Consider the following 8,747-nt stretch of genomic DNA (forward strand, 5'->3'; position numbering starts at 1 on the left):
ACTTCGGTCACCGGCTCCGCCACCACGTCCGCGAGGCCACCGCACGCCGACTCCCGCGGATCCGTTTCCAGGTTGTCCACGGCCTGAAAAGCCGTGGAAGGACGTCACCTTCCCGCACGGCGGCACCTGGACTTGGCCGACGGTCTCCTGCCGCGTCGGCGGAGGCCGGCGCCCCGGTGCCGCAGGCGGAACCTCAGGTTGCCTGAGGCACCGGGGCGCCCCCCCTCAGGAGAGAGCGCGCCGGAGGGCGTCGATCCGCCCGGCCCAGATCCGCCGGGAGAGCTCCGCCTCGGGCGCGAACGTCTCCGAGGCGTGGTAGCTGCCCGGGGTGACGCGCAACTCGGTCGGGACGCCCGCCTGCATGAGCCGCTGAGCGAACGCGATGTCCTCGTCCCGGAACAGGTCGACGGTGCCGACATCGATGAAGGCCGGGGGGAGACCGGACAGGTCCTCGGCACGCGCCGGGGCCGCGTACCGGTCGGCCTCCTTACCGCCGAGGTACCAGTTCCAGGCTTCGATGTTGCCCGCGCGGTCCCAGATCCCGATGTCGGTGATCTCGTGGCTCGACGGCGTCTCGTTCCGGTCGTCGACCATCGGGTAGATCGGCATCATGAACGAGAGGGCTGGGCCGCCGCGGTCCCGCGCCAGGAGCGCCGTGCCGATGGTCAGCCCGCCACCGGCGCTGGCGCCGTAGATCGCCAGGCGTTCCGGGTCGATGCCCAGCTCGCCGGCGTTCTTCGCCGTCCACACCAGGCCCGCGTAGCAGTCCTCGACCGGGGCGGGATGGGGGTGTTCCGGGGCGAGGCGGTACTCGACGGAGACCACGACGGCGCCGACCTGGTCACAGATCATCGTCGCGGCGGCGTCCTCGCCCGCGACGTTGCCGAGGATCATGCCGCCACCGTGGATGTAGTAGATGCCGGGCAGCGTGCCGGACACGTTGACCGGCCGGTAGATCCGCACGGTGATGTCGGGCTCCCCGTCGGGGCCGGGGACGGTCCGATCCTCCTTGGTGACGTTGGGGTTCTCGGGCACTTCGAGGGCGCCCATCATGCCTGCGACGGCGGCTCGGCGCTGGACGATGTCGGGGATGGCGTTGAAGCCGCCGGGCAACATGCCGAGCAGCCCGTCCAGGGGAACGCGAGATTCGGGATCGATCAGGTCACGACGGGACATTGGCCCTCCAACGGGTCACGAATCTGGTGGACGTGAATGTAGAACGGTTGGGAGTCGGTGTCATCGCCCGGCGGACGGGCGGCGGGGGTTTTCCGGTGGCGAGGACCGTACGGCCGCTGTTCCCCGATCACGGCGCGACCACTTCGCCGCGCCGCTCCCGGCCGGTCAGGTGGAGAGGTCGAAGCCCTCGTAGCCCAGGGCGGCGATCTCGTCGCACTTCCTGCGGTACTCCCCGACACCGCCGGCATAGGGCATGAAGACCCTCGGCTTGCCCGGCACGTTGGCTCCCATGTACCAGGAGTTCGCCTTGGGGTAGAGGGTGGAGTCGGCGATGAGGTTGACGTGGTCCACCCAGGCGTCCTGGGCCTCCACGGTGGGCTCGATCGTCCGCAGACCCCGGTGGTCGAGATGCCCGATCGCATCGGCCACCCAGTCGACGTGCTGCTCGATGGAGACGACCATGTTCGAGAGCACCGACGGGCTGCCCGGCCCGGTGATCATGAACAGGTTCGGGAAGCCCGCGGAGCCGATCCCGAGATACGTGCGGGGGCCCGCGCTCCACGCCGCCTTGAGTGAGGCACCGCCCCGGCCGCGGATGTCAACGTTCGTCAGCGCCCCCGTCATCGCGTCGAACCCGGTCGCGTAGACGATCGCGTCGAACTCGTACTCCCTGTCGGAGGTGCGGATGCCCCTGTCGGTGACCTCCACGAGCGGTGTGCGCCGCAGATTGACCAGGTGCACGTTCTCGCGGTTGTACGCCTCGTAGTAGCCGGTGTCCAGGCAGGGGCGCTTGGTGCCCACGGGGTACTCCGGGCAAAGGTCCGCGGCGGTCCGCGGGTCCTCGACGATCTGGTGGATCTTGCCGTGGATGAACCGCTTCGCCGTGTCGTTGGCCTCCTGGTCGACGCTGAGATCGGCGTACGCGGTCAGGAGGTTGACCAGGCTGCCACTCTCCCAGGCCCCCTCGAAGGTGGCGTCGCGCTCCTCGTCGGAGACCTCCAGGGCGGACTTCGTCGGGATCGGCGTGGGGACCCCGAATCCGGACTCCTTCTGGGCCTGGCGGAAGGCCCGGTAGTTCGCCTTCATGTCGGCGATCTCGTCCGGGCGCAGCCTGCGGTTACGGGCCGGGAGGCTGTAGGCGGGGGTGCGCTGGAAGACGGTGAGGTCGGTGGCCTGCTCGGCGATGACCGGGATCGACTGCACGCCGGAGGACCCGGTGCCGATGATCCCGACTCGCATGCCGGTGAAGTCCACACCCTCGTGTGGCCAGTGCGCCGTGTGGTAGGTGGCGCCGCCGAAGCCGTCGAGGCCGGGGATCTCCGGCAGCTTCGAAGACGACAGGCAGCCGGTGGCCATGACGAGGAAGCGGGCGGTGACGGTTTCCCCGGCCTCGGTGCGCACCAGCCAGGTCCTGCCGGGCTCGTCGTAGCTGGCCGCCGCCACGCGTGTCTCGAAGAGGATGTCCCTGCGCAGGTCGAACCGGTCGGCGACGTGTCGCGCGTACCGGAGGATCTCCGGTTGGGTCGGGTAGCGCTCCTGCCACTCGTACTCCTGCTCAAGGTCTGAGGAGAACGAGTAGGAGTAGGCCAGGCTCTCCACGTCCACCCGGGCTCCGGGATAGCGGTTCCAGTACCAGGTGCCGCCGACGTCGGTGCCGGTCTCGAACACGACCGCGGACAGGTTCATCTCGCGGAGCTTGTGCAGCAGGTACATGCCCGAGAAGCCGGCGCCGACGACAACGACGTCGACAGAGGCGGGAACGGTGCGCGGGCCGGAGTCGGGTGCGGACATTCGTCCTCCTGAGGTGCGAGGGGTGTGACGAATCGGTGTGCGCGGCGCGGAGATCGCGACCTCACGACGCCATCCGGCCATGAGGGCGTGCGTCATCGCCTCAGGGCCATGCTCATCTGGCCGGGGTGGTGGGGGACCCGCTCGCGACCGGGGCGTCACGGCGGACGGGTCGGTGGCGCGGGCCGGGACTCCGCGAGGGAGTGACGGGTGGCGGCGTCAGACGGACCGCCCGGCCAGGCTCCCGCCGATCGCCGGGATGACGTGGTCCAGGCCGGCGGTGCCGTCCGGCAGGAGGTCGACCATGGTGAGGAACTCGTGCGTGTGGCTGGGAGTCGCCGGTGATATGGGGATACGGCCGCGCCGGCGGGTCGTGGGGCGTAGACCTGTCCGGCGGTGCGGAGATCTCTGGTGGCCGGCCGGGCGTCAGCTCGTGCGGCGGTGTCCCGCCATCGAGCGCCCTCTGGCTCGGGAACGGTTGCCCTGTCGCGATCAGGGAGAGCATCACGTACGTACTATCTGGAAGTTACATCAATGTAAAATGCATTCTATGAGGAGTCAACAGCTCTGAGGGGTTTGTGTGCTGACCTAAACCCATGGCTCCAGGGCGTGTGCCGCGCTGCCGCTGTGCCTCGGCCGCTTCGGGCTCCGCTTGATCAGTCTCCGAGCGGGGATCGTAGGATGGCGGCGTCGGCTTCCTCCTGACCGAGAGCGTCCCCATGTCCTTTGCGGTACCGCTGACGCGGAAAGAAGCGGTCCTGCGCCGGTTGCGCGAGGAGATCATCACCGGCCTGCTGAAACCGGGCGCGTTGATCAAGGACGCGGAGATAGCGGCTCGGCTGGGCGTGAGCATCACCCCGGTACGTGAGGCGATCACCCAGCTCGCCGCCGAGGGGCTGATCGACATCTCGCCCAACCGGACGCGGCAGGTCACCCGGGTGACCCAGAAGAGCGCGCTCGAGCTGATCGACGTGATGATGGTGCTGGCCTGCGCCGGTTTCGAGTGGGGCATGGAGAACATCACCGACGAGCACGTCGCCACCCTGCGCGTCAAGCTCGGCGAGTTCGCCGAGGGCCTCCGGCAGGGCAACGTGACGGCCGCCGCCGCCGCGGGGGCGGACTTCAGCACGGTGGTCATCCTGGCGAGCGGCAACCGGGAACTGCAGACCCACGTCGACCTGGTGGTCACGCGCACCCTGCGGGTGCTGGCCCTCACCGCCGAGAGCGACGTGTGGAGCGTGTGGCTGAACGGCTACCGGCAGACCCTTGAGCTGATCGAACGGGGCGATCGCGCCGGGGCCGTCGAGCGGTACCGGCAGATCTACCGCGACTACCGGCAGCGGGTGGAGACCTTGCTGTTCGACGAGGATCGCTGACACGTTTTTCTGGAGGCCCACATGAGTGTTACCCGCATCGCCTACCTCGTCTCCGGGGTCCGCACCCCCGTCGGCAGGTACGCCGGCGCTCTCGCCGAGGTACGTCCCGACGACCTCGCGGCCCATGTCGTCCGCGAGCTGACCACCCGGTACGGCGGTGTCGACTGGGAGGCGACCGACGAGGTCGTCCTCGGCTGCGCCAACCAGGCGGGGGAGGACAACCGCAACGTCGCCCGGATGGCCGCTCTGCTGGCCGGCCTGCCGGTGGCGGTGCCCGGGGTGACGGTGAACCGGCTCTGCGGGTCCGGCCTCGACGCCGTGGCGTACGGAGCCCGCGCCATCGTCGCGGGCGACGCCGACCTCGTCATCGCGGGCGGCGTGGAGAGCATGAGCCGGGCACCGTTCGTGCAGCCGAAGGCGGCCACCGCCTTCGGCCGTACCGCGGAGATCCACGACACGACGATCGGCTGGCGCTTCGTCAACCCCGAGATGCAGCGGACGTACGGCACGGACGCCATGCCGCGCACCGCACAGAACGTCGCCGACGACCACGGCATCAGCCGCGAGGACCAGGACGCCTTCGCGCTGCGCTCCCAGGAACGGGCGGCGAAGGCACAGGCGAGCGGCCGCCTGGAACGCGAGATCGTCCCCGTGCCGGTGCCCCGGCGCAAGGGCGACCCCACGCTCGTCACCGCCGACGAGCATCCCCGTGAGACCTCGCCGGAGCGGCTCGCCGCGCTGCGGCCTCTCTTCGAGGGGGGCTCCGTCACCGCCGGCAACTCCTCAGGGGTCAACGACGGCGCCGCGGCCCTGCTCCTGGCCTCGGAGGAGGCGGTGTCGCGCTACGGCCTCGAACCCCTGGCGCGGATCGTCGCGACGACGAGCGTCGGCGTCGAGCCGCGGGTCATGGGCGTCGGCCCGGCACCCGCGGTGCGGCGGCTCACCGAGCGGACCGGCATCGGCCTCGACCGGGTCGGGACCATCGAGCTCAACGAGGCCTTCGCCGCACAGTCCCTGGCGGTGCTGCGCCTGCTCGGGCTGCCCGATGACGCCGAGCACGTCAACCCGCACGGCGGCGCCATCGCGCTCGGCCACCCGCTCGGTATGAGCGGCGCCCGCCTGGCGCTGACCGCCGCGATGACCATGGCCGACGAGGGGCACGAGCACGCCGTCGCCACGATGTGCATCGGCGTGGGACAGGGGATCGCGACCCTTCTCGCACGCCCGTGACGCGAGGTGGCCGCCGGATCGGGCGGCGCGGCCCGATCCGGCGGCCACCCCGCGCGACCGTCGAATCCCGGGGTCTCCGCTCCCGGCCGCCGGCCGGCACGCGGGCGTGCCGGGAGCGGCGTCACGCGTAGAGGAACCAGAACCCGGACTGGGGGGTGCAGGTGTACGAGGTCCACCCCCCCTCCTGGATGCCGAGGTTTCCGACCCGGTGGCAGTCCCAGTCGTAGTAGTAGACGTTTCTGAGTGTGGCGGCCTGCGCGGGCAGCACACCGACGGACAGCGCCAGGCCGGTGGCAAGGAAGGCCGAAACGAGTAAAGCTCGCATTCTGCGCATCAATTCTCCTGCGGCATGAACGAAGTGTGTTTCCGGAGAAACGCGCGGGGCGCTCGAATCGGGCTTCCCGGCACCGGAAGTATCACATCGGCGGCCGTCCGAAGGTAGGCGGCCACCGGCTCCGGCCTCCGGTGCGGGGATGACCTGGTCAAAGCTGTGAAAAGGCGTGCGCCGAGCGTGAAACGTTCATCCGGCGGGCGTTCGGCACCCTGCCACCCGGCAGTCGCCGCCAGGCGGCCTCGGCCGGTCCCCCGGCGATGACGTCGGCGCGGACCTCACCCGCGCCGGGGCCGTGCGCGCCCTCGCCTCGGATGGGGGCGTGGCACGCCTCCGGAGATCGCAGGTGAGCCGACGCTGCCGCTAGATAGATTCCGACTCTAGATTTCGACAGCTGTCTGGCCTATAGGTGAGATGCATCATCAATGCAGGTAACGACTCGATTCACGCTCACTCAAGATGATCTGGCTATTGACAGTAGTAGAATCTAATTTCACTATAGCTCCACGGAGTCTCGCCTGCCGTGCCGACCGCCCTCCGGGCTGGTCACCGCGGCCGGCGTGCCCCAGGTACTGATCGTCCGGGCTACCGCCCGCATGCGACAGGGAGCGGAGAATGAGCCTCATCACCGGGACCGAGGGCGGTTCGTCATCGCGCTTGGACAACGACGCCTCTGGGGGGCATCCACTCGATTCGATGTTCGCGCCGCGCGGGATCGCGATCGTCGGGGCGAGTGATCGTTCGGGTTGGTCCCGTTACACCTATGCCAACCTCGTGCAGGCGGGATACCCCCACCCCATCCATCTCGTCAATCACAAGGGTGATCAGGTCCATGGTCAGCCGACCGTCAGGTCCCTTGAGGACATCGACGGTCATGTCGATCTGGCCTATGTGCTGACCGGTCCCGACTCGCTGCCGGGCATCATGGAGGGCGCGGCGGCGAAGGGGGTCGTCAATCTCGTCGTCATCGCCGCCGGTTTCGGGGAGATGGGCGAGGAGGGGGCCGAACGCGAGCGCGCTCTGGCCGCCCGCGCGAACGAACTCGGCCTGCGCATCCTGGGGCCGAACAATCTCGGTTTCATCAACGCGGCCGCCGCGACGATGCCGTGGAGTCAGATGCTGCCGTGGCCGATGGAGACCGGTGGCGTCGGGGTCCTCTCGCAGAGCGGCGCGCTCGGTATCTTCCTGCTCAACTATCTGCAGAGCCGGGATGTGGGCATCAGCCATCTGGTCACGCTGGGCAACGAGGCGATGATCACGATCGCCGAGGGCATCGACTACCTGCTGGCGCAGGAGTCCACGAAGGTCATCGCGTTGTACCTGGAATCGGTACGCCACCCCGAGGCGTTCGTCGACGCCGCCCGCCGGGCCCTGGAAGCCGGCGTGCCCATCGTCGCGTACAAGGCGGGGCGCGGTGAGGTGGGCGCCAAGGTGACGGCTGCGCACACCGGAGCGCTCGCCGGTGACGACAAGGTGTTCGACGCCGCCTTCCGGCAGCTCGGGGTCATCCGCGTCGACTCCATCGAGGACCTGGTGGCCACGTCCGGGCTGCTCGCCGAGTACGGGGAGATCCCCGGGCGCAGGGCCGCCTTCGTGACGGGCTCCGGAGCGATGTGCGGGGTGATCGGCGATGTCGCCGAGGTGAACGGCGTGCAGCTGCCCGACCTCGCCGACTCCACGGTGACGGCGCTGCGGGAGAGCGGGTTGCCGGACTTCGCGACGGCGCAGAACCCGCTCGACACCACCGGGTACGTCGTGATCAAGCCCAACCTGCTGCCGCTGTGCGAGAAGGTCGTCTCGAAGGACCCGGGTATCGACGTCCTGGTGATCAACGGGTCGGCCCCGGCCACCCCCGAGGCGGCCGCGTTCATGGCCGGGAGCGTCGAGTGGCGCAAGGAACTGGCGGACACGAGCCCGGTTCCCGTCATCCCCATGGAGTTCCTGCCCACCGAGCGCACCCTGTTCGCGCGTGAGTTCCGCCGGTCGTCGGGCAGTTCATACGTGCTGGAGTCCTTCGCCCGGGGCATCCCCGCCCTCGCCAAGGCGATGTGGTGGTCCGAGAAGCGCAGGGAGATCGCGCAGCCGCGGGCCGGCTCCTCGACGGCCGTGGAGATCGAGGGCGGCGCCGGCGGTCGCTGGTCCGAGCGCCAGGTCGTCGGGCTGCTGGCCGGCGCGGGAGTGCCCGTCGTTCCCCAGCGCCTGGTGCGGACCGCCGAGGAGGCCGAGAGCGCGGCCGGGGAGATGCCGCTTCCCCTGGTGATGAAGGTCTCGTCCGCCGATATCGCGCACAAGACGGATGTCGGCGGGGTCGTCCTCGGCCTGAACTCGCCAGGTGAGGTGCGCGAGGCGTTCGAGCGGATGATGGACACGGTGCGGTCGCACGCGCCGGACGCCGACATCGAGGGCGCGGTCCTCAGCCCGATGCGCCCCGACGGCGTCGACCTGCTGGTGGGCTTCGTCCGTGACTCCGTATGGGGCCTCACGCTCGTCGTCGGTCTCGGCGGCGTCTGGGTGGAGGTTCTCAAGGACACCGCGATCAGGCTGCTGCCCGTCGATCGTGACGAGGTCAAGGCCATGCTCGCGGAGTTGAAGAGCTATCCCCTGCTCACGGGTGCTCGTGGCGGAGCGGTGGTGGACCTGGAGAAGCTGGCCGACGTCGTCTGCCGGCTCGCCGACGTCGCGCTGGCGCTCGGCGACCGGATAACGGAGATGGAGGTCAATCCGCTACGGGTCTCCGGCGAGGGCGTCGAGGTCCTGGACGCGATGGTCGTCTGGGACGAGGGCTGAGTCGACTCCTCGGGGTCGGCGTCGGGCGATCCGATCTCCGGATCGAAGTTGAGGTCGTG

The 8,747-nt window shown here is 69.7% G+C and carries 6 protein-coding genes; 3 read left to right on the forward strand and 3 right to left on the reverse strand.

All coding sequences use genetic code 11. The annotated features are described in order from the left end of the window. Nucleotides 1–225: 225 nt before the first annotated feature. On the reverse strand, nucleotides 226–1,176 hold the full coding sequence (locus tag ABT130_RS45900) for an alpha/beta hydrolase (protein ID WP_350966246.1): 951 nt from the start codon (nucleotides 1,174–1,176) through the stop codon (nucleotides 226–228). 165 nt (nucleotides 1,177–1,341) lie between these two features. Next, the gene (locus ABT130_RS45905) at nucleotides 1,342–2,967 is read right to left on the reverse strand and encodes a flavin-containing monooxygenase (protein ID WP_350966247.1); all 1,626 of its coding nucleotides are present in this window, start codon (nucleotides 2,965–2,967) and stop codon (nucleotides 1,342–1,344) included. A gap of 716 nt (nucleotides 2,968–3,683) precedes the next feature. Here ABT130_RS45905 and ABT130_RS45910 point away from each other — a divergent pair. Next, complete coding sequence (locus ABT130_RS45910) at nucleotides 3,684–4,340, forward strand: GntR family transcriptional regulator (protein ID WP_350930060.1); 657 nt, start codon at nucleotides 3,684–3,686, stop codon at nucleotides 4,338–4,340. Between the two features lie 21 nt (nucleotides 4,341–4,361). After that, nucleotides 4,362–5,570, forward strand: coding sequence for a 3-oxoadipyl-CoA thiolase (pcaF, locus tag ABT130_RS45915; RefSeq protein WP_350930059.1), 1,209 nt, complete (start codon nucleotides 4,362–4,364; stop codon nucleotides 5,568–5,570). Nucleotides 5,571–5,691: 121 nt separating this feature from the next. Here pcaF and ABT130_RS45920 read toward each other — a convergent pair whose 3' ends face one another. After that, nucleotides 5,692–5,904 (reverse strand): hypothetical protein, encoded by a 213-nt coding sequence (locus tag ABT130_RS45920; protein WP_350966248.1) that lies wholly within the window; start codon nucleotides 5,902–5,904, stop codon nucleotides 5,692–5,694. A 693-nt stretch (nucleotides 5,905–6,597) separates the two neighbouring features. Here ABT130_RS45920 and ABT130_RS45925 point away from each other — a divergent pair. Next, on the forward strand, nucleotides 6,598–8,688 hold the full coding sequence (locus ABT130_RS45925) for an acetate--CoA ligase family protein (protein ID WP_350966249.1): 2,091 nt from the start codon (nucleotides 6,598–6,600) through the stop codon (nucleotides 8,686–8,688). The last annotated feature ends 59 nt before the right edge of the window (nucleotides 8,689–8,747 follow it).

The sequence above is a fragment of the Streptosporangium sp. NPDC001681 genome, from assembly GCF_040298085.1.
Classification (GTDB): domain Bacteria; phylum Actinomycetota; class Actinomycetes; order Streptosporangiales; family Streptosporangiaceae; genus Streptosporangium.